19 protein-coding genes and 1 tRNA gene are annotated in these 20,930 nt (G+C 42.1%); all 20 read right to left on the bottom strand.

The window, feature by feature from the left end:
• Positions 1 to 20: 20 nt before the first annotated feature.
• The 20 genes from A391_RS0105385 to nuoG all read right to left on the bottom strand — a co-directional run bounded on the left by A391_RS0105385 (position 21) and on the right by nuoG (position 20,917).
• Positions 21 to 314: an integration host factor subunit alpha gene (locus A391_RS0105385; RefSeq protein WP_019897903.1), complete on the bottom strand. Its 294-nt coding sequence runs from the start codon at positions 312 to 314 to the stop codon at positions 21 to 23.
• A gap of 98 nt (positions 315 to 412) precedes the next feature.
• Positions 413 to 2,782 (bottom strand): phenylalanine--tRNA ligase subunit beta, encoded by a 2,370-nt coding sequence (gene pheT, locus A391_RS0105380; RefSeq protein WP_019897901.1) that lies wholly within the window; start codon positions 2,780 to 2,782, stop codon positions 413 to 415.
• A gap of 70 nt (positions 2,783 to 2,852) precedes the next feature.
• The gene (pheS, locus tag A391_RS0105375; protein WP_019897900.1) at positions 2,853 to 3,851 is read right to left on the bottom strand and encodes a phenylalanine--tRNA ligase subunit alpha; all 999 of its coding nucleotides are present in this window, start codon (positions 3,849 to 3,851) and stop codon (positions 2,853 to 2,855) included.
• 200 nt (positions 3,852 to 4,051) lie between these two features.
• Positions 4,052 to 4,411, bottom strand: coding sequence for a 50S ribosomal protein L20 (rplT, locus tag A391_RS0105370; RefSeq protein WP_015832524.1), 360 nt, complete (start codon positions 4,409 to 4,411; stop codon positions 4,052 to 4,054).
• Between the two features lie 9 nt (positions 4,412 to 4,420).
• Positions 4,421 to 4,618 carry a 50S ribosomal protein L35 gene (gene rpmI, locus A391_RS0105365; RefSeq protein WP_019897898.1) on the bottom strand — a complete coding sequence of 66 codons (198 nt, stop codon included), beginning with the start codon at positions 4,616 to 4,618 and terminating at the stop codon, positions 4,421 to 4,423.
• Between the two features lie 112 nt (positions 4,619 to 4,730).
• Positions 4,731 to 5,255: a translation initiation factor IF-3 gene (infC, locus tag A391_RS0105360; protein WP_081621919.1), complete on the bottom strand. Its 525-nt coding sequence runs from the start codon at positions 5,253 to 5,255 to the stop codon at positions 4,731 to 4,733.
• Positions 5,256 to 5,294: 39 nt separating this feature from the next.
• Positions 5,295 to 7,202: a threonine--tRNA ligase gene (gene thrS, locus A391_RS0105355; protein WP_019897894.1), complete on the bottom strand. Its 1,908-nt coding sequence runs from the start codon at positions 7,200 to 7,202 to the stop codon at positions 5,295 to 5,297.
• Between the two features lie 189 nt (positions 7,203 to 7,391).
• Positions 7,392 to 7,468, bottom strand: a tRNA-Val gene (locus tag A391_RS0105350).
• A 170-nt stretch (positions 7,469 to 7,638) separates the two neighbouring features.
• Entirely contained in the window at positions 7,639 to 8,919 is a 1,281-nt protein-coding gene (locus A391_RS0105345; protein ID WP_019897892.1) for a lytic murein transglycosylase, read from the bottom strand.
• Positions 8,920 to 8,956: 37 nt separating this feature from the next.
• The gene (locus A391_RS0105340) at positions 8,957 to 9,802 is read right to left on the bottom strand and encodes an NAD-dependent epimerase/dehydratase family protein (protein WP_036316672.1); all 846 of its coding nucleotides are present in this window, start codon (positions 9,800 to 9,802) and stop codon (positions 8,957 to 8,959) included.
• A 1-nt stretch (position 9,803) separates the two neighbouring features.
• The gene (locus tag A391_RS0105335) at positions 9,804 to 10,346 is read right to left on the bottom strand and encodes an NUDIX domain-containing protein (RefSeq protein WP_019897890.1); all 543 of its coding nucleotides are present in this window, start codon (positions 10,344 to 10,346) and stop codon (positions 9,804 to 9,806) included.
• Positions 10,347 to 10,520: 174 nt separating this feature from the next.
• A complete protein-coding gene (locus tag A391_RS0105330) occupies positions 10,521 to 10,823 on the bottom strand; it encodes a DUF2818 family protein (RefSeq protein WP_019897889.1) in 303 nt (100 codons plus the stop codon).
• Positions 10,823 to 12,271 carry an NADH-quinone oxidoreductase subunit NuoN gene (nuoN, locus tag A391_RS0105325; RefSeq protein ID WP_019897888.1) on the bottom strand — a complete coding sequence of 483 codons (1,449 nt, stop codon included), beginning with the start codon at positions 12,269 to 12,271 and terminating at the stop codon, positions 10,823 to 10,825. The genes A391_RS0105330 and nuoN overlap by 1 nt, the downstream gene beginning before the upstream one ends.
• 3 nt (positions 12,272 to 12,274) lie before the next feature.
• A complete protein-coding gene (locus A391_RS0105320; RefSeq protein ID WP_019897887.1) occupies positions 12,275 to 13,774 on the bottom strand; it encodes an NADH-quinone oxidoreductase subunit M in 1,500 nt (499 codons plus the stop codon).
• A gap of 21 nt (positions 13,775 to 13,795) precedes the next feature.
• Positions 13,796 to 15,826 carry an NADH-quinone oxidoreductase subunit L gene (gene nuoL, locus A391_RS0105315; RefSeq protein WP_019897885.1) on the bottom strand — a complete coding sequence of 677 codons (2,031 nt, stop codon included), beginning with the start codon at positions 15,824 to 15,826 and terminating at the stop codon, positions 13,796 to 13,798.
• 9 nt (positions 15,827 to 15,835) lie between these two features.
• On the bottom strand, positions 15,836 to 16,141 hold the full coding sequence (gene nuoK / locus A391_RS0105310; RefSeq protein WP_019897883.1) for an NADH-quinone oxidoreductase subunit NuoK: 306 nt from the start codon (positions 16,139 to 16,141) through the stop codon (positions 15,836 to 15,838).
• Complete coding sequence (locus A391_RS0105305; RefSeq protein ID WP_019897881.1) at positions 16,141 to 16,809, bottom strand: NADH-quinone oxidoreductase subunit J; 669 nt, start codon at positions 16,807 to 16,809, stop codon at positions 16,141 to 16,143. The genes nuoK and A391_RS0105305 overlap by 1 nt, the downstream gene beginning before the upstream one ends.
• A 97-nt stretch (positions 16,810 to 16,906) precedes the next feature.
• Complete coding sequence (gene nuoI / locus A391_RS0105300; RefSeq protein ID WP_019897880.1) at positions 16,907 to 17,398, bottom strand: NADH-quinone oxidoreductase subunit NuoI; 492 nt, start codon at positions 17,396 to 17,398, stop codon at positions 16,907 to 16,909.
• A 55-nt stretch (positions 17,399 to 17,453) separates the two neighbouring features.
• Positions 17,454 to 18,482 (bottom strand): NADH-quinone oxidoreductase subunit NuoH, encoded by a 1,029-nt coding sequence (gene nuoH / locus A391_RS0105295; RefSeq protein WP_019897878.1) that lies wholly within the window; start codon positions 18,480 to 18,482, stop codon positions 17,454 to 17,456.
• Positions 18,482 to 20,917: an NADH-quinone oxidoreductase subunit NuoG gene (nuoG, locus tag A391_RS0105290; protein ID WP_019897876.1), complete on the bottom strand. Its 2,436-nt coding sequence runs from the start codon at positions 20,915 to 20,917 to the stop codon at positions 18,482 to 18,484. The genes nuoH and nuoG overlap by 1 nt, the downstream gene beginning before the upstream one ends.
• Positions 20,918 to 20,930: the final 13 nt, after the last annotated feature.

Raw genomic sequence — 20,930 nt, 5'->3', positions numbered from 1 at the left:
GTCGTCTCAAGAGAAGTTATTTATACAGCGAAATTTGCATCAACCTTGCTTTTTAATTTCTGGCTAGCGTGGAAAGTAACAACGCGACGTGCAGTAATTGGTATTTCTTCACCCGTTTTTGGGTTGCGGCCTGGCCGCTCTGATTTTTGACGCAGCTCGAAATTACCAAAGCCAGATAATTTAACACTATCACCAGCTTCTAACGCAGTACGCACTTCTTCAAAAAATGCTTCCACCATATCCTTGGCTTCACGCTTATTCAACCCAACTTGCTCATACAATAAATCAGCAAGCTCAGCTTTTGTTAAAGTCATAAACACTCCCGTTTTTTTAATGCTTTGTATCGCTATTTAATATTATTGATTGAAGCACAACAAAAAAATAAACTCTTCCATACAGCGGCGTGGAAAAGTTAGTTTCTTAATACTGCATCAAATTTTATTTGCAACAATTGTAGCAGATTTGCAATTGCTGTATCAGCATCACCATCTGTTAATGTTTTTTGAGTATCGTGCATAAGTACTGATAATGCAAGGCTTTTTTTATTTTCTGGTACGCCTTTACCTTGATACAAATCGAACAATGCGACATCCGCAATCAATGGAATATTTTCTTCATTAATTGCACTCAACACACTTTGTACAGCAACACTCTCATCTAAAACAATCGCTAAATCACGACGCACAGGTAATAACTTTGAAACTTCTTGGTATGCGGGCAACATGCGATTTACCAAGGCATCTGCATCAAGCTCGAAAAGGTAAGTACTTTTAGCAAAGCCATAATGCTGCTGCCATTTAGGATGCAACTTGCCTAACCAACCCACTACTTTTCCGTTTAACAAAACTCGTGCCGTCTGACCTGGATGAAGCGCCGAATGCTCTGCTTTTTCATAAACAACATGCTTAGTTGAGCTGTCTGCACCAAGCAAACTATCAACATTTGCCTTAACATCAAAGAAATCAATATCAGCAGTAGCTGTAGCCCATTGCTCAGGCATTGCACTACCGTAAGCCAGGCCTGAAATACGCGTAGTTTCATGGTAAGCACCAGCCTGTTGATGATACACAGCACCAATTTCAAATAAATTAGCACGCTCTTGTTTGCGATTCAAATTATAAGTAAGCGTGTCCAACAGTCCGCCCCACAAACTTGTACGCATCACACTTAAATTGCTTGCAATCGGATTTTTAAGTTTAATTGGCGAATGATTACCCAGTAAATCGCGCTCCCAGCCTTCATCCACAAAGCTATAAGTCACGACTTCTTGATATCCTGCTGCCACTAACCCATCACGCAGCCGATTCAAATGTAAATGTTGTTCTGGTGCTGCTAGCATATTTAATGCAGCTACTGGTGGTGTCGCAGGAATATGGTCGTAACCATGCAAGCGCGCAACTTCTTCAATCAAATCCTCTTCGATTGTAATATCAAAACGATAGCTAGGAGGCGCCACTGTGAATACGTCGTCAGCAGATTCAAATGCGAAACCAAGTTGCGTTAATAGCTGTGCAACACTCTGCGGATCAAGGCTAATACCTAACACAGAGACCAAGCGCGACATTCTCAGTTTAACTGGGTCACGTGCAGGCAATGCGGCTATTACTTCAGTGATAGGTCCAACCTGCCCACCGCATAATGTTTTCACTAGTGACGTTGCATACTCAATTGCGTTACGTGTATTACCAAAGTCAACACCACGCTCGAACCGGTAAGATGAATCGGTACTAAACCCTAACCTCCGTGCTTTACCAGCAATCACGGCTGGCGTGAAGAAAGCACTTTCCAAGAAAATATCAGTCGTTGTCTCGCTCACAGCACTGGCCTGACCACCCATTACACCAGCTAGTGCAAGTGCACCACTTTTATCAGCAATCACCAAATCATCCGCTTTTAATTCTATGGTTTGGTCATTGAGTAAAGCAAGAGATTCACCAGCTTTAGCAAAACGCACACTGATATCACCGTCTAACTTAGCAGCATCAAACGCATGCATAGGTTGACCTAGCTCCAGTAACACGTAGTTGGTAATATCAACCACCACACTAATGCTACGTAAGCCGCTACGCTCTAAACGCTTTACCATCCAAGCAGGCGTAGTAGCCTGAGCGTTAATACCAGTAATCAATCGACCACAATATCGAGGGCAAGCAACAGATTCATTCACCATTACTTGTTTGACGTCTGAATGTTCAGTAGCTAGAGATGGAATAGCTGCAAATTGGGTAGTTGCGCCAGTAATGGCTGCAACGTCACGTGCGATACCAGTCAAACTTAAACAATCGCTACGATTTGGGGTCAGCTTTAGGGTAAAAAGATGGTCGTTTAGATCTAGATGCTCACGAATATCTTGCCCAACGACAGCATCATTATCCAACTCTAACAAACCTGATGCTTCAGCGGTAATACCAAGCTCTTTAGATGAACACATCATCCCGAATGATTCTACCCCACGTACTTTTGCTTGTTTGATAGAAATGCCTGGTAGCTCTGCTCCCACTAAAGCGCATGGTGCAATGAGGCCAGCGCGTGCGTTAGCTGCACCGCATACAATCTGCAATGGTGCAGAAAGCCCTACATCCACCTGACAAACTTGCAGACGGTCTGCATCAGGATGCTTCTCGGCAGAAATAATTCTAGCCACAACCACTTTGCTAAATGATGCAGCAACAGGCTGCATTTCTTCGACTTCAAGCCCTGCCATTGTTAAGGCATGACTCAGTGCCTGACTATCCAAGTCAGTATTTACTAAACTACGTAACCAATTTTCTGAAAATTGCATAATGCTTTTATAACCTTAAATTAAGGATTAAATATCTAAGTACTCAGTGTGCGTTTTGCAAACTGTCGAGTTATTTAAACTGACTTAAAAAACGCAAGTCATTATTAAAGAAATGACGTAAATCGTTTACGCCATAGCGAAGCATGGTCAACCGCTCAATGCCTAAACCAAAAGCAAAACCACGATATTTTTCACTATCAATATTCACGTGCTTAAATACTTCAGGATGTACCATGCCACATCCACCAATCTCTAACCAACCGCCGTTCCAGCTCATGTCCATTTCAGCTGATGGCTCGGTAAAGGGAAAGAATGAGGGTCTAAAACGCACAGTTAGGTCATCGCGTTCAAAGAACTTCTGTAAGAAATCCTGAACTACGCCTTTTAAATTTGCAAAGCTAATATCCTCATCTACCCACAAACCCTCTACTTGATGGAACATAGGCGAATGGGTTGCATCTGAATCCACACGGTACACACGACCGGGTGCAATAATTTTGAATGGTGGCGTTTGATTATTTTTTAATGCATTTTCCATATAACGTGCTTGGACTGGTGACGTATGTGTTCTCAGCACATTGGCTTCATCAATATAGAACGTATCATGCATGGCTCGCGCAGGATGATCTTCTGGAATATTTAATGCGGTGAAGTTATAAAAATCCGTTTCAATTTCAGGGCCTGTCGCGACCTCAAAACCGATAGAGTGAAACAACTCTTCAACGCGCTTTAAAGTTAAGGTTACAGGATGTAAGCCACCTTGGGACTGTGCTCTTGCAGGCAGCGTCACGTCAATAGACTCCTGCGACAACTGCTTCGCCTGTTCGGCATTTAAGATTGACTCTCTACGTGCAGTTAATGCCGCCTCAATCGCCTGTTTTACCACATTAATTACAGCACCAGCAGCCGGACGCTCTTCTGCGCTTAACTTACCTAAACCTTTTAAAGCATCTGTAAGTGACCCTGATTTACCTAAATACTTTGCTTTAGCAATTTCCAAATCATTCATTGAAGCACTGTTAATAAAGTCTGCTTCTGCTTCTGCAATTAAATGCGTTAAGTCTGCCATGTTATTTCGATCTTTAATTATGGTTAATGCTATTAGCGTTTGAAGTCAAAGTGATGCTAACAATAGATCACGATAAGTTTTTGTAATACGTTGATTTGCATGTAAAAAATGCAAGGTAGGATTTTACAACAAAAAAAAGAGGCCGAAGCCTCTTTTTTTAATCAAACTTAAATTAAGTTTGAAAAGTACTAACCTATCGGTTAAGCCGCTAAACCTGCTTTTGCTAATTCAACGAATTTTGCAAATGCAGCTTTATCGAACACAGCCAAGTCAGCCAAAACTTTACGATCCACTTCAATCGCAGCTTTTTTCAAGCCATTCATGAAGCGGCTGTATGTCAAACCGAACTCACGTGAACCCGCGTTAATACGTGCGATCCACAATGTACGGAATTGGCGTTTCTTTTGACGACGATCACGGTAAGCGTATTGACCCGCTTTCATTACCGCCTGTTTAGCTACGCGGTAAACGTTTTTACGACGACCACGGTAGCCTTTAGCTGCTTTTAATACTTTTTTGTGTCTAGCGCGAGCGATGACACCACGTTTTACTCTAGGCATGTTCTACTCCTATTGTGTTGGCATCATAGCGCGGACGCGCTTGACATCAGTTGAAGAAATGATCGCCGTGCCGCGTAATTTACGCTTTTGCTTGGTGGTCTTTTTCGTTAGGATATGGCGCAAGTGAGAGTGTGTACGCTTCACTTTACCATTACCCAAGAATTTAAAGCGCTTTTTGGCGCCGCTCTTGGTTTTCATCTTTGGCATTTTGTTCTCCTTAGAGTGGTTAAGAGTGCTTAGGCATGCCGTTTAGCCGTATCACTCAGGGTTACTACTTACTACTTCTTTAGTGCAATTACTCTGGAATCAACCTAAGCAACTACTTAACTTTCTTAATCGGACCCAATACCATCACCATTTGGCGACCTTCCATTTTCGGGTATTGTTCAACGATTGCGTATTCTTTCAAATCTGCTTCAACACGTTTCAATAAAGCCATACCAAACTCTTGGTGCGTGATTTCACGGCCTCTAAAGCGCAAAGTAATTTTTGCCTTATCACCTTCTTGAATGAATCGAATGATATTGCGCACTTTAATGTTGTAATCACCATCATCTGTCCCTGGACGGAACTTGATTTCTTTCACAACCACTTGTTTTTGCTTAAGCTTAACTTCGTGCTGTCTTTTACTCTCGGCATATTTAAACTTGCCGTAGTCCATCAATCTACAAACAGGCGGCGCCGCGTTCGGCGCTATCTCTACAAGATCAATGTCAGCTTCTTCCGCTTTTGCAAAAGCTTCCGCTAAACTCACAATACCTAAGGGTTCACCCTCAACACCCACCAAACGAACCTGTGACGCTGTAATGTCGCCATTGATTCGGGTTTCTTTTTCCTGTGCTATATCAAATTCTCCAAATAGTTAAGCCGTGCACCTGTGGGTTTAAACCTTAGCTTCAATCTCTGCCTTTAGGCGCTCAATTAACGCGTCAATCGGCATAGAACCTAGGTCTTCACCTTTTCTGGTACGCACGGCTAAATGTCCTGCTTGCATTTCGCGCTCACCTGCAACGAGCAGATAAGGCATCTTCTGCATGCTATGTTCGCGTATTTTATAGGTAATCTTCTCATTTCTCAAGTCAAATTCGCATCGAATGCCATTTTGTTTCAAAGTTTCAACTACTTGGCGTACATAATCCGCCTGACTTTCTGAAATATTCAGCACCATCACCTGTACTGGCGCTAACCATAATGGCATTGCACCTGCATAGTTCTCAATCAGGATGCCGAGAAAGCGCTCCATTGAACCTACAATCGCACGATGCAACATGACTGGTCGCTGGCGTGTGTTATCTTCGGCCACATACTCGGCACCTAAGCGCTCTGGTAAGTTAAAGTCGAGCTGGATGGTACCGCACTGCCAGAGGCGGCCTAAGCTGTCTTTTAATGTAAATTCAATTTTAGGGCCGTAAAATGCACCTTCTCCGGGTTGCAAATCAAAAACTTGCTTGTTTTTATTTAAAGCATTGGCCAATGCAGCTTCAGCCTTATCCCAAGTTTCATCAGCGCCTACACGTTTTTCTGGGCGTGTAGACAGCTTAACCAATACATCATGAAAGCCGAAATCACCGTAAGCCTTATAAAGCATCTGGATAAAGTCAGCCACCTCTGCTTCAACCTGATCTTCAGTACAAAAGATATGTGCGTCATCTTGCGTAAAACCACGCACACGCATTAAGCCATGCAATGAACCTGATGGCTCATTACGATGACAAGAGCCAAATTCAGCCAATCGTAAAGGTAAGTCGCGGTAACTATGCAACTGGTTATTAAAAATCTGTACATGGCCAGGACAGTTCATCGGCTTCACCGCGTACTCACGATTTTCAGATGAAGTCACGAACATATTGTCACGGTAATTTTGCCAGTGACCAGACTGCTCCCAAAGCGTCTTATCCATCACGGTTGGCGTGCGGACTTCTTGATAGCCAAAGTCTTTAAACATTTGACGCATGTATTGCTCAATCTCTTGCCACATGCTCCAGCCACGAGGATGCCAAAACACCATACCCGGGGCATTGTCTTGCATATGGAAGTAATCCAACTGTTTACCCAATTTGCGGTGGTCGCGTTTCTCAGCCTCTTCAAGCTGGAACAAATAAGCCTCTAGCTCTTCTTTATTACGCCAAGCAGTACCATACACACGCTGCAACATCTCATTATTGCTATCACCGCGCCAGTATGCACCAGCTAACTTCATCAGCTTGAATGATTTAAGCTTACCTGTACTTGGCACGTGTGGACCACGGCATAAGTCAGTAAAGCTACCCTCCGTGTAAAGAGAGACATCTTCACCGGCAGGAATAGACTCGATAATTTCAGCTTTATATTGCTCGCCTATGCTTTTGAAGTAAGCCACAGCTTCATCGCGTGGTAATACTTTTCTCGTAACCGGCTCGTCTTTTTTCGCAAGCTCCGCCATTTTTTTCTCAATGGCGATTAAATCTTCTGGCGTAAATGGGCGTTTATATGAAAAATCATAATAGAAGCCATTGTCAATCACAGGACCAATGGTCACTTGTGCATCAGGGAATAACTCTTTCACTGCATACGCCAACAAATGGGCAGCTGAGTGACGAATCACCTCCAACCCTTCAGGGTTTTTGTCAGTGATAATCGCTAAGTCACTATCAGTCTCAATTAAATAACTTGTATCCACTAGTTTATCATTCACTTTACCAGCTAGCGCTGCTTTGGCTAAGCCAGCACCGATATTCATGGCGACTTCGGCCACTGTTACTGGCTGATCAAAACTACGTTGCGACCCATCGGGCAGACGAATGACTGGCATACAATTTCTTTCTAAAACATAAAAGCCGCAAGCGGCTTTAAATGACATAAGGCACAAAGATAAGAATTATCTCACAGCAAGATAAAAGACGGCAATTATTCGATTATCTAATCGAATAATCAATAAAAATTGATGTCACTCCGTGATACATAACAAAAAACCACTTCAAATTTGAAGTGGTTTTAAATTTGGTAGGCAGTAGCAGATTCGAACTGCTGACCTCTTGGATGTCGACCAAGCGCTCTAACCAACTGAGCTAACCGCCTGTATTTATATTAGCTAATGCCTAAAAATATAAAAAGTGCCTTCACGTTTTCAGCAAATCTAGACAGGGCATGATTTTAGCCGATTGTGACATCAGGCGCAAACATAAATAATGACTCAAATGCAAAAGACTATAAATAAGATTGGTGAAATCGAGTTATCTGAACTTTAATCAGTGCAGTAGCAATCTTTGATAGAAACTAGGACTTGCGTAACCATCAGCAGGTAATTGTTGCTCCAATTGATATGAACGTACAGCGGCCTGCGTTTGCAAACCAGGTAAACCATCGGCAACGCCAGCATCAAAACCAAGATCATTAAGTCTATTTTGTAACTCCAACATTTGTTGATAAGTAAGCGCTCCACTCTCTGCAAAGCCACCGCCCAAGATACTAGGTTCTCGATTTAATAGTTTGGCCAACTGTGCGACTGATAATGCATAGTTAACTGACCTATTCCACTGCATGATAATGTCAAAATTATCAAACACCATAAAGGCTGGACCCTGCCAACCTTGTGGCAAGAGAATAGAGGCCATTCCTGATACGTTTGGAAAGGCTCCAGATGATTTGATGTTTAGGGTTGTCTCTGTTTGTTCTTGGTCACACACTTGCCGCTTTGTTTTTTGATTATCACCACCTAAGGGAGTATCAACATTCATAGACGTAAGATTATCAGTAGTATCTGTTTCAATCACGCAAACTTGCACACCCAACTTAGACCACTCTTCAGGTGCCTTCCTTACAGCCATCTGTGCGCTTTGCCAATCAAAATCATTTGGCAATTTAACTTCCACCATGACAGGCTCATTCTGCTTCCACCCTATACTAGCAAGGTAATGTGCAGCAGAAGCAAATGCATCAGGTAGAGAGTTAACAACATCAATAACACCATCAGCATCGCCATCTACAGCATAAAGCATAAATGTAGTTGGCATAAACTGCATATTTCCAAAAGCACCTGCCCATGATCCTTTAAAACGCTCAATATCAACATACCCAAGCTCAATCATGAGTATCGCATCTAGCAGTTGTGCTCGAAAAAAATCAGATCGACGTCCCTCATATGCCAATGTAGCTAAAGCGGACAACACATCGATATTTCCTTTAACATTGCCGTACTGAGTTTCCATTCCCCAAAACGCAATTAGTACCTGCTTAGGGACACCGTATTTCGATTCTATCTGAGTAAGCAACTCATGATGCTTAAGCATAAGCGCGCGCCCATAAGCTACTTTTTTGTCGTCAACACGTTTTGAAAAGTAATCTAGGAATGGAGTGATGAACTCTGGTTGCGCACGATCTTGCTTAATAACATTAGGCAAAAAAATTGTGTGGCTAGTAAAATCAGCGGTAGTGTCATCAGAGATACCTAGCGACTTAGCCTCATACTTTACATTCTGTAGCCATACTGAGAAGTCTTCTTTGGCCAAAAGCGTATTGGGGAACAACATCGCAAACAGAATAAATACTGAATGTAAATACAAGTACCTAGTCAACGGAGAGTTCCTGCAATAAGGCATGATAGCCAGCTTGATAATCAGGATATTGCAACTGAAAGCCAGATGACATCATTAATTGATTACTTAACCGCTTGCCACCAACTACCGGCAGTTGCTCAGGGTGCCCCAATGCTAATTCCGATGCAATCCAAATAAGCACCTCATACTGACTCACTGGCTTAGCATCTGTTACGATATAACAAGCACTAATGGTTTTGCCTGCTAATAATTTTTGAATTAAAAATACGACAAACGAAGCCGCATCGCCCCGATGTATTCGATTGCTCCAGTTATTGTGTTGAGGCCAACGCTCAGTTGCTTTTGCTAATTGAATCATACGTAAACGACCTGGTCCATAAATACCAGATAATCGCAATATGGTAGTACCACATGTCAACTGTTGTAGTAAAGATTCAGCCTCCAACAAACGTTCACCACCAAAATCACTGGCTATCGGCGTGATTGTTTCATCTAGAATATCGTCGGTTTGCTGTCCATAAACACGTGTGCTTGAGACAAAAAACACATGTTTTAATTGGTGATTACCTGCCTGAGTCATTAAGACATTACTTAATCCATCAACATAGGCTAGCTTATATTCAGCATCAGTTTGCCCACTAGCTGCAACACAATACACAATTATGTCGGGCTGAATTGCTCGCAGCCTAACAAGTGATTCAGGCGCGGTAACATCAGCCCGAATCATATCAACCTCAGCAGTTGCTCTTGGGCCCCTAGCAACACCAAAAACATGCACACCCAAACGTGTTAGCTTACCCGCAATATCGCTGCCAAGATCACCATATCCAACAATTAATACTTTCAATTTGGGCATGCTATCCATTTTGTTTGATATATTTTTCAGTTAAAAACAATGCGACGATGGTTTTACTATCGGTGATTTCACCCTGCTGTATTAACGTGATGGCATCTGTTAGCGCGAGTTGAAATACCTCTAAAGATTCATCATCATCTCGATGACAAAGCCCTGCCGTCAAATCTCTTGCCAAGTAAATATGAATCACTTCATTAGAGTATCCAATACATGGGTGTTGCTCGCCTAGTTTTACCCAATCTTTGGCTTGATAACCCGTTTCTTCCAGTAACTCTCTTTGTCCAGTTTGCAATGTGCTTTCATTAGCATCAATCTTCCCAGCTGGTAGCTCGATAAATACTTGATGTAAAGGATACCTGAACTGACGCTCCAGTACGATATTGCCATTACTTAACAATGGAACGATTACCACTGCGCCTGGATGCGTGACATATTCACGCTGACTTACATTCCCATTGGGCAAGCGAACTTGATCTCGTTTAACACAGAGAAAATCACCTATAGCTAAATCTTCGGTGCTAATGCAATGCTCTGTCAAATCCATCAAAAATCCTTTTGGTTACAGATATCGAAAAGTAGTGAGAATATACCTCAAGAAAAGGCCGGGAACGTTATCTATGATAGAAGATAATTGAAAAAGACCAAAAATTCAACGGAGGACAAATAGCCAATGTTGGCAGACTAAATTTAATATCTAGTCCACCAATTGATTTGAGTATCAGATTGCTTTTCTCCAGAGCACTTTATAAACGAACCCTGGGAAAGCAAATACTAAGAATAGGAAACTTGTAACCGCATAAAACTCCCAGCCTTGCGGCGACACTTGTCCAAAAGTTGCATGCTCTGCGTATACAGCCAAAGCACCAACTAGAAAATAAAGAATCACTAACTCTAACAAGCACCAACCTAAATTCTTGGTTTTGTTGGTAGTCTTTAGCGGAACCATATAAAAGAGTTTATCTGAAAACCAAGGTAGATTTGCAGCTAAAAACATAATGCCGAGTAACACCCAATTTGTCATTAGCTTAGACTTCTGCTAATTGCATAAAAACATACACTCATTAGACCTTGCGGCATAATACCTATTGCAAGCAAAGCCAAAGCGTTCATGCTTAAAATAACACGCATGTCAAATGGAGCAACAATCGGACTATTATCTTGTGGCTCATCAAAGTACATCAACTTGATGACGCGCAGATAATAAAACGCGCCAATCACTGCCATCAATACTGCAAATACAACCACCCACAAGAAGCCTGCTTGTAATGCAGCTTGCAACACTGCGAATTTAGCGTAGAAACCTAAGGTTGGTGGAACGCCAGCCATACTAAACATCACGATTAGCATTAAAAAAGCAATCCAAGGGCTACGTTGGTTGAGGCCTTTTAAATCACTTAAGTTTTCTGCTTCAAAGCCTTTGCGTGATAACAAAAGAATAATGCCGAAGCCTGCAAGTGTCATCACCACATAGCTAGCAATATAAAACAACGCTGAAACATAGCCATTACCACTAGCACTCATCAAACCTAGCAACACAAAGCCAACATGAGAGATAGTTGAGTATGCCAACATCCGTTTAAGATTCGTTTGTGCAATTGCAGTCACGTTACCAAGCACAATCGACAGCACCGCCATAATTAACAGCATTTGCTGCCAATCAACTGCCAATGTTGGTAAGGCCTGAGCCAGAAGACGGATCACAAAAGCAAACGCGGCTAGTTTAGGCACAGAGCTAATCAGCATTGTCATGGCCGTTGGCGAGCCTTCATAGACATCAGGCACCCACATTTGAAATGGCACAGCACCTAATTTAAACGCTAGACCAGCTACGATAAACACCAAACCCAATACCAAGACTGAATGTATTCTGGCACCACTCATTAACGCATGATTAATATCAGAGATATTTAAGCTACCTGTCATACCATAGATCATGCTCATACCGTATAGCAACATGCCCGATGCTAAAGCACCTAACACAAAATATTTCATCGCTGCTTCTGTCGCACGATGATTATCGCGATCTAATGCAACTAAAGCGTAGAGGCTGAGAGACAGCAACTCCAAACCAATATACAGCGTCAACATACTTTGGCCTGACACCATAATCATCATGCCGACTACTGAGAATAAAACTAGTGCATAAAACTCACCACGGAACATATTACGTAGTTGAATATATTGTCTAGTGTAGACAAAGATTAATGACGTCCCTACATAAATCATCAGCTTCAACACATCAGCCAAAGTATCATCAACAAATGTGCCCGTAAAAGCATAACCTACACTTGGCACGTGTGTTGTCACCGTAAAATAAGCGGCTAAAAGCAAACCTAGTTGTGACAAGCCATAAATTGCAATCCGATTAGACTGTTTTAAAAACAGATCCGCAATTAATACAAGCATTGCCATCCCTAAAAGGATGATTTCAGGTAAGGCGGTAATGAGGTCGTAACGTATATTTTCCATGACTTATAAGCCTACTGGCAGCTTGCTATTTGCTAGATGTGAAAGAAGTTGAGTAACCGTTGCATTGGTCATATCAGTAAGCGGTTGTGGGTAAACACCTAACGCTAATACTAATATGGCCAATATCGCCAATATTAAAAACTCACGTTTATTTAAGTCTTTAAGTGCTGCAACATTAGCATTGGCGACTTCACCGTAAAATACGCGCTTTACCATCCATAAGGTATAAGCAGCGCCAAATATTAATGTAAATGATGCAAGGAACGCATACCAGAAGTTAACTTGAATAGCCCCTAAGATCACCATGAACTCACCCACAAAACCAGAAGTGCCAGGTAAACCACTGTTTGCCATTGCAAACAATACTGCGAAAGCAGCAAACACTGGCATCGTATTTGCCACACCACCATAAGCTTCTATTTGACGACTATGTACACGGTCATACAGCACACCTACGCACAAGAACATGGCGGCAGAAATGAAGCCATGTGAAACCATTTGTACAACTGCGCCTTCTAAGCCCAAGTTATTAAAGATAAAGAACCCTAATGTCACAAAGCCCATATGTGAAATTGAAGAGTAAGCAATAAGCTTTTTCATATCTTTTTGCACTAATGCAACTAATGCAATATATACAATGGCAATTAGTGATAATGCAATCATGAAACCTGATAGATGGTGTGCAGCATCTGGTGCAATAGGCATTGCAAAACGTAAGAAGCTATAACCACCTAATTTCAGTGCAATCGCAGCCAACACTACAGAACCACCTGTTGGCGCCTCAACGTGGGCATCTGGCAACCAGGTATGTACAGGCCACATTGGAATTTTTACTGCAAATGCCGCAAAGAATGCCAAGAAAATGAGCACTTGCACATCTAAAGACATTGGCAATTGGTAGTAATCAGTAATCGCAAAGCTACCTGTTTGATGAAACATGTAGATAAACGCTACCAACATAAGCAATGAGCCCAGTAGCGTATATAGGAAGAACTTAACAGTCGCATAAACACGGTTAGGACCACCCCAAATACCAATCACCAAGAACATTGGAATTAGCATCGCCTCCCAAAACACGTAGTACAGAATTGCATCTAATGCACTGAATACGCCAATCATCAGGCCACTCATAATCAAGAAAGAGGCCATGTATTGAGCAACGCGCTTTTCAATCACTTCCCATGCTGAAATCACAACAATCACAGTCGTGAAGCTAGTCAGTAAAATCAATGGAATCGCAATACCATCAGCACCTAAATGGTAATGAATGTTAAAAGACATAATCCAAAGGAAGTTCTCTTGGAACTGAAATCCACCATCAGCAAAGTTAAAGTGTGTATAAAGTGGAATAGTCACTAAAAAGCTGACCACACTACCAAACAATGCAGCCCAGCGAGTTAAGTTAGGTTTATTGTCATTCGCAGTAAACAGTACCAAACCGCCTGCCAATATTGGTAGCCAGATGGAGAAACTAAGGATATGTTGCAAAAAGTAATCAAGCATTTTTTATACTTTAGAAAAGAATTAAATCTTTAAAAGACCAAGAGATAGCATTAAAAACACGCCAATAATCATCGCAAACGCGTAGTGGTAAATCAAACCCGTTTGTAGTTTGCGAATAACACCAGACAACTTACCAATAAGATTAGCGGTGCCATTCACCATAGCACCATCAATGATTTTAACGTCGCCAATTTGCCATAGTTTATTACCTAAAAAGCGTGAACCAGCTGCAAAGAACCGATCATTAAAGCTATCAAAACCATATTTGTTTTCTAACACTTTATTGATCAAGCTAAATCTAGCTTGAATGGCTGCTGGGATATCAGGACGCTTCATATAGAAGAACCACGCTAAAACAACCCCTGATGCAGCTAATGCAAATGGCAATGTCATTAAACCATGTATCGCCATGCCCAACGAAGAGTGGAATATCGTGTGCCAATGATGTGTAAGTTCATGCATGGCTGGGTGAGCGTGAGCATCTACATAGATGATGCCTTTAAAGAAATCACCAAATAGCATTGGTTCGATTGCAAAATAGCCAATCGCCAATGATGGAATTGCTAATAGAATCAATGGCAACTTCACAACCCATCCTGGCTCGTGCGGATCATCGGTTGGACTTAAACCATGATGATGATCTTCATCGTGATGGTCTTCCTCATGATGCGCGTCATGTTTCACTTCACGCCATTTCTCTTTACCGTGGAACACCAAGAAATACATACGGAAGCTATAAAACGCTGTCACAAAGACGCCAGTTAACACTGCGAAGTAGGCAAACCCACTACCTGTTACAGTAGAGAATTTAGCCGCTTCAATAATACTGTCTTTAGAATAGAAGCCTGAAAGTAACGGCGTACCAATCAACGCAAGTGAGCCAATTAATGAAGTAATCCATGTCACTGGCATGTATTTTTTAAGGTTGCCCATGTTACGAATATCTTGATCATGATGCATCCCCATAATCACTGCACCAGCACCCAAAAATAACAGCGCTTTAAAGAACGCATGTGTCATTAAATGGAAGATCGCAACTGAATACGCAGAAGCACCTAAAGCCACGGTCATATAACCTAATTGCGACAATGTAGAATAAGCCACTACACGCTTAATGTCGTTCTGGATAATCCCCAAAAAGCCCATAAACAGCGCTGTGATACTACCAATAATTATCACAAACGATAATGCTGTTGATGATAGCTCAAATAACGGTGACATACGTGCCACCATGAAAATACCTGCCGTTACCATCGTTGCCGCATGAATTAAAGCGGAAATAGGCGTTGGGCCTTCCATTGAGTCTGGTAACCATACATGCAATGGTACTTGTGCAGATTTACCCATCGCTCCTATAAATAACAAAATACATGTCACAGTCATCAGTGACCAAGAAGCATTGCCAATTAGGTTAATTTTGGTATCTGCCATTCCAGGTGCAACTGAAAACACGGCCGCGTAATCAAGGCTACCAAAATGATACAAGACCAAACCAATCCCTAGAAGGAAACCAAAGTCACCTACACGGTTCACTAAAAATGCTTTTAAGTTTGCGTAAATAGCTGTTGGGCGTGTGTACCAGAAACCAATCAGCAGATAAGAAACCAAACCTACCGCTTCCCAGCCAAAAAACAGCTGCATGAAGTTATTACTCATCACTAACATCAACATTGAGAAAGTGAATAAAGAGATATAACTAAAGAAACGTGCGTAGCCTTTATCTTCATGCATATAGCCGATGGTATAAATATGTACCATCAATGAAACAAAGGTGACCACGACCATCATCATGGCACTGAGTCTGTCGATTAGAAAGCCAATTTCAAATGAGAAATTTCCACTTTTTAACCAAGAGTACACAGTCTCATTATAAGGCTGACTTACCATGGCATCTTTTAGCACGTACATTGACAAGGCAAAAGAAATTGCCACACCAGCAATGGTTAACACATGTGCTGCAGCTCTAGGCAGATGCTTGCCAAACAGACCGATAACAATAGCAGCCAATAAAGGAAGCAAAGGGATTGCAAGATAGATTTGTTGCATAGTCATGCTAAACACTTAGCCTTTCAAACTGTCTAAATCGTCAACATTGATGGTGCGTAAATTTCTAAACAACACGACCAATATCGCTAAGCCGATAGCTGACTCTGCAGCTGCTACCGTTAAAATAAAAAACACGAAAACCTGCCCTGCAATATCGTTAAGATAATGAGAGAAGGCAATAAAGTTAAGGTTAACTGCCAATAGCATTAATTCGATGGCCATCAATAAAATAATGACGTTTTTTCTGTTTAGAAAAATACCAATCACACTGATGGCAAACAACAAGGCCCCTAAAATGAGGTAATGAGATAATCCGACCATTATTTAGCCCCTTTATCATCAGCTTGCGCTGATGTATCTACCACATCATTTTTTTCCACAACAGCATCCATTTTTACAATTCTTAGTCGATCAGCTTTTTTAACCAGCACTTGTTTAGCAGGATCCATCGATTTACTGTCTTTACGATCACGCAATGTCAATGCAATCGCCGCTACGATAGCGACTAGCAACACCACCGAAGCTAGCTCAAATGGTAACAAGTAATCCGTATATAGCACGCGGCCCAATTCAGCAGTATTACTGTAATCAGCTGGACGTGCCGGAGGAGCCGCAACAACATCAGCTCCAAAGTTACGTGCACCTACGATCATGACCATTTCTACTGCCATTAATCCACCGACAGGTAAAGCCACTGGTAGTGCTTTCCAAAAGCCTTCACGTAACTTATCTAAGTTGATATCAAGCATCATCACCACAAATAAGAACAGCACCATCACCGCACCAACGTAAACTAATACCAAGGCAATTGCTAAAAACTCTGCCTCTAGTAGCAACCATATCCCTGCCGCTGTAAAAAATGCCAGCACAAGATAAAGTGCCGCATAAACAGGATTGCGCGTGGTGATGACACGTAATCCTGCAATCAGCAAGATAATTGCGAGTGTATAAAAAACGAGGTCTTGAAAATGCAAGCCAAAAAATGTCATATTGTTAAATGGTTATCTATTAAAAGTGCTTAAACGATGTATGAGGCTTCACTGTAAATCTATTACTGTATTTGAAATCTAGTAATTCATTTGTTATCTATCTAAAAACTTTGTCTTGCGCCCTGTCTGCTGCAATTTGTTTTTCATGCTTATCACCCACAGCTAACAGCATTTCTTTTGTGTATAACAAATCTCCGCGCTGCTCACCGTGATAATCAAACACACGTGTCTCTACAATTGAATCGACAGGGCAGGACTCTTCACACAGGCCACAGAAAATACATTTAGTCAGGTCTATATCGTAACGCGTGGTGCGGCGAGTATTATCTTCACGCTGCTCAGATTCAATCGTAATCGCCATAGCAGGACATACAGCCTCACAGAGCTTACAAGCAATACAACGCTCTTCGCCATTTGGATAACGGCGTAGTGCATGTAAACCGCGAAATCGGTTAGATTGAGGCGTACTTTCTTCAGGGTATTGAACCGTGATTTTAGGCGCAAAAAAGTAACGGCCTGTCAATGCCATCCCTTTAAGCAACTCCCATAACATTAAGCTACCTAATGTTTGTTTAATCGATTTAATCATAATTTATTCAAAACCTAATCACTAATCTTAGTGAAAAAAACCTAGTGAAAAAACTTTAGTGAAACAAATGAGCCCATGGAGTCTGCATCATGCCACCTACAAACACAATCCACACAATAGTAATTGGAATAAACACTTTCCAGCCTAAACGCATGATCTGGTCATAGCGATAGCGAGGGAATGTTGCCCTAAACCACAAAAATAAGAATAAAAGGAAGCCAACTTTGGCAAGTAACCATAGGAAGCTATCTGGAATGAACGGCACAGGAGATAACCAACCGCCTAAGAACATGAGTGCAGCCAACATCGATACTAAAATCATATTAGCGTATTCAGCTAAGAAGAACACCGCAAATGCCATCCCTGAATATTCAACGTGGAAACCCGCAACAATTTCAGACTCGCCCTCAGCCACGTCAAATGGCGCACGGTTTGTTTCAGCAACTGCACTAATAAAGTAAACAATAAACAAAGGGAACAATGGGATGAAGTACCAATGCCAGAAGCCACCCTCTTGCCCTAGCACAATCTTGCCTAGATTTAAGCTATTTGCACACATCAACACACCAACGAGTGCGAAGCCCATGGCGATTTCATATGAAACAATTTGTGCAGCTGAACGCAAACTACCTAAAAATGCGTATTTAGAGTTAGAAGCCCAACCCGCGATAATCACGCCATATACAGCCACAGAGGTCATTGCAAGAATATAAAGTAAGCCAGCATCCACGTCAGCAAGCACCATATTCAAATCAAATGGTACAACAGCCCAAGCTGCAAACGCTGGAGCAATTGCCAAAACAGGCCCTAGTAAAAATAGTGCTTTATTAGAGGCTGTAGGTAGAATCACCTCTTTGAATAGTAATTTAATACCATCCGCTAGCGGCTGTAACAACCCAAAATAACCAACCCGATTAGGCCCAATACGCACTTGCATGTAACCGATTACTTTTCGCTCAGCTAAAGTAAGGTAGGCCACAGCACCCATCAACGGTAGCACTATTGCAACAATTTTAATCAAAGTCCAGCCTGTGATTTCAACTGCTGGCCAGTAACTACCAAATAGATTTGATAACCATTCCATTAGGCACGCGCTTCCGTAATGTTTGTATTAATGTCTTGTAACTGCTGTGGAGATAGCTTTTCAACCGTGATGTCTCCCATTAAATCACCAAGGCCAGTTGTTGCTTCGTGCGCTGCTGTCACACGCACACAGCCCATTGCCACATGCTCATCTAAACGTACAGCCAATATCGCACTACCTTTATCCTGTTTCACTAGTACATGATCACCTTCAACCAAGTCTAACGACGCTAATTGACGGCTACACATACGTGCCATAGGCTTAGTGTTATATTTGGTTTTTTGTAATGGTGGTGAGCGTCTAACAATTGGGTCAGATTCGTATTGCGGCACTTCACCGATACGTTGCAAGCCATCATGTTTAATATTTACCTGAATCTCTACGAGTTCTCTCAAGTTGTTATTCAAACTGCGCCAAACGACTGCAGAAGGCTTTTCACCTGCAAAAATTGCATCTTTGACTTGCTCGCTAGATTCAAAATCAAACCCATCCAACCCCAATGTGTTCGCTAATACGCGCAATACTTTCCAAGCTGGACGAGATTCCCCTAGAGGTCTTACTGCTGCCGCAAAGCTCTGAACACGACCTTCCATACTCATGAAAGTACCTGATGTCTCTGTGAATGGCGTGATAGGCAATAAGATATCAGCATGGTCTAATGCCTGTGACTTATAAGCGGTCAGCGCAACCACACACTCAGCTTTTTCCATCGCAGCTTTTGCTAAAGCAGCATGTTGGCAATCAAGCTCTGGTTCAATATTCAATAACAAATAAGCCTTGCGTGGTACTTCAAGCATTGCACGAGCGTGCATACCTGTACTTGATGGCATCACACCCATCATATGCATACCAGTACTGTTTGCGGCTGCTGGCAAAATACCGCCCTTAGCGCCTGTAATACCACCAATCGCCTCAGCCAAGCTATACATTTCAGTAAAGCGCGGGTCACTTAAGGCCATATTACCTAAGAATATACCGACTTTAGGTGCGATTAAATCGTAGTCTTTACCATGCCCGGCCAAACTCTCTGCAATTGCTTGGGTATTTGGTCGGACTTTAATGTCATCCAAGAGCGCAGTTAGCGTTGGAGGCAAACATAATGATAGGCGTTGTAAACCTGACATTGCTTTAAGTATTTGACCTAACACATTCACCATATCATTTGGACGCACAATCACCTTGTGCGCGATAGGCATTAGAGGGTCGTTATCCAAAGGACTCACTACAGACAACTCAGCACCATTAGCCACAGCCCTGCGGAAACGCTGCGCTAGTAACGGGTGCTCGTTACGTAAGTTAGAGCCAATCACAATAATACGATCAAGCTCTTCAATCTCATGAATATTGCAGCCCATCCATGGCGTGCCTAAGCGTTTACCATCTAATCTGAAATCAGTTTGGCGCAAACGATAATCAATATTGCCACTAGCTAAGCCATTCGCAAGCTTTTTAGCTAGATAACCCTCTTCCATCGTGCTGTTAGGTGATACCAACACACCCAAAGCTTCACCACCATATTCATTAGTGATATCTTTTAACTGGCCAGCAGCAAACTCAAGCGCGGTCTTCCAGTCTGTTTCTACCCAAGCACCATTATGCTTAATCATTGGTACTTTTAATCGATCAGGGCTGTTAAGACCTTCATATGAGAAACGGTCACGATCTGATAACCAGCACTCGTTGATACTTTCTTTTTCACGAGGTAAGACACGCATCACTTTATTGTCTTTTACGTGGACTTCAATATGCGAACCTAAGCTATCGTGCGCAGCAATGCTTGGTCTGCGTGTCAACTCCCAGCTACGGGCAGAATATCTAAACGGCTTACTTGTTAACGCACCAACTGGGCATAAATCAATAATATTGCCAGATAGTTCTGAATTAACGCTCTTATCTACATAAGCAGTAATTTCGGCATGTTCTCCGCGTCCAATCATGCCTAACTCTTGCATACCACCCACTTCTTTCAAGAAGCGAACGCAGCGTGTGCACTGAATACAGCGCGTCATATCGGTACTCACCAACGGACCGATATTTTTATTAAAAACTACACGTTTTTCTTCAGTATAACGAGAGCCACTTACACCATAAGCAACGGCGACATCCTGCAAATCACACTCGCCACCTTGATCGCAAATTGGACAATCTAATGGGTGATTAATCAGTAAAAACTCCATCACACTTTGCTGCGCTTCAATCGCAGATTTTGATCGAGTAAAAATCTTCATACCATCGGCAACTGGTGTTGCACAGGCTGGCAATGGCTTGTTAAATTTCTCCACCTGCACCAAGCACATGCGGCAGTTTGCTGCTACTGACAGTTTAGGGTGGTAGCAAAAACGTGGAATCGCAATACCGACTTTATCAGCCGCATCAATAATGGTGCTGCCGTGTTCGACTTCTATCGATTTACCATCTATTTCAATATTCAACATTATGTATTTTTAC

This window comes from Methylotenera mobilis 13 (assembly GCF_000384255.1).
In the GTDB taxonomy this organism is placed as follows: Bacteria; Pseudomonadota; Gammaproteobacteria; order Burkholderiales; family Methylophilaceae; genus Methylotenera; species Methylotenera mobilis_B.
The sequence above is the reverse complement of the archived record's forward strand: the minus strand, read 5'-3'. Positions and strand labels throughout refer to the sequence as shown.